Annotated in this window: 2 protein-coding genes; both read left to right on the top strand. The window is 67.9% G+C overall.

All coding sequences use genetic code 11. The annotated features are described in order from the left end of the window. On the top strand, positions 1 to 755 hold a 755-nt coding region (locus EOD07_RS34880; RefSeq protein ID WP_127238392.1), incomplete at its 5' end, for an MFS transporter. A 38-nt stretch (positions 756 to 793) separates the two neighbouring features. Further along, complete coding sequence (locus EOD07_RS34875) at positions 794 to 1168, top strand: DUF423 domain-containing protein (RefSeq protein WP_127238391.1); 375 nt, start codon at positions 794 to 796, stop codon at positions 1166 to 1168. Positions 1169 to 1249: the final 81 nt, after the last annotated feature.

The following is a 1249-nucleotide window of genomic DNA, read 5'->3' as shown; positions in this document are numbered from 1 at the left end:
GCGGCCTGCTGCCGCCGCTGATCGGTATCCGCGCAACCTTCCTGCTTTCCGGCGGCGTCATCTTCCTGGCCTTCCTGGCGACGACTTTCCTGATCAAGGAGAATCCGCCGGCGCCCAAGCCCACCTCGGCGGCAAAGCCGAAGAGCGGCTGGTCGCAGATCCCGGATAAACGGCCGATCGTCGCCATGCTGACCACCGGCATGCTGCTCGCCTTCGCCACCATGTCGATCGAGCCGATCATCACCGTCTATGTGCAGCAGCTCGTCGAGGACCAGAGCAAGGTGACCATGGTCGCGGGCGTCGTCATGTCCGCGGCGGCGCTCGGCACCATCCTGTCCTCATCCTGGTTGGGGAAACTCGCCGACCGGGTCGGCCACTGGAACGTCGTGGTCGGCGCCCTTGCCGTCTCGGCATTGCTGCTCATTCCGCAAGCCTTCGTCACCAATGGCTGGCAGTTGATCGGCCTGCGCTTCCTGATGGGCCTGGCGCTGGGCGGACTGTTGCCCTGCATCACCAGCGTCATCCGCCACAACATCCCCGACGGGATCGGCGGCAACGTGCTTGGCCTGGCGATCTCGGCGCAATATGTCGGCCAGGTCGCGGGACCGCTGTCCGGCGGCTTCGTCGGCGGGCATTTCGGCATGCGCTCGGTGTTTCTGGGCACGTCGGTGCTGATGGCGCTGGGTGCTGCCTACAACTGGATTGTCCAGTCGCGCCGGGCGAGGCATATGCTGCTCGAGGCCGGCGAATCCTGACAGGCGCCCTCGCCCAACCGCAGCATGGAGCATCCAAGATGAGCCTTACCGGGCAAGCATCAGACGGCGGGAGTCGCGTCCTCGTGCTGGCGGCCGGGCTCGTCGGCGCGGCCGGCGTGGCGCTGTCGGCGGCGGCCGCGCATCGCGGCGGCGCCTTCACCGGAATGGCGGCCAATTTCCTGCTGATGCATGCGCCGGTGCTTCTTGCCATCGGCCTGGCCGGCGGCAACCGCTGCCTCAGGATCGCCAGCCTCGCCCTACTCGCGGGCCTGCTTCTGTTCTGCGGCGATCTGCTCGCCCGCGACTTTCTCGGCTCGCGGCTGTTTCCGATGTCGGCGCCGATCGGCGGCACCCTGCTGATCGCCGGCTGGGTGGCGATCGCCGTCTCGGCGCTCTGGCGCCAGCGGCCGTAGGCTATTTTTGGCGGCTATTTTCGGCTGGTCCGCCGCTTCTGCGTGCGCGCAGGCCGTTCGTCGCGGCGGCGCCTTTCAGGC

The organism is Mesorhizobium sp. M2C.T.Ca.TU.002.02.1.1 (assembly GCF_003997225.1).
The sequence above is the reverse complement of the archived record's forward strand: the minus strand, read 5'-3'. Positions and strand labels throughout refer to the sequence as shown.

Coding starts and splice junctions, on each gene's coding strand:
- EOD07_RS34875 (WP_127238391.1), top strand. CDS start 794: ATGAGCCTTACCGGGCAAGCATCAGACGGCGGGAGTCGCGTCCTCGTG.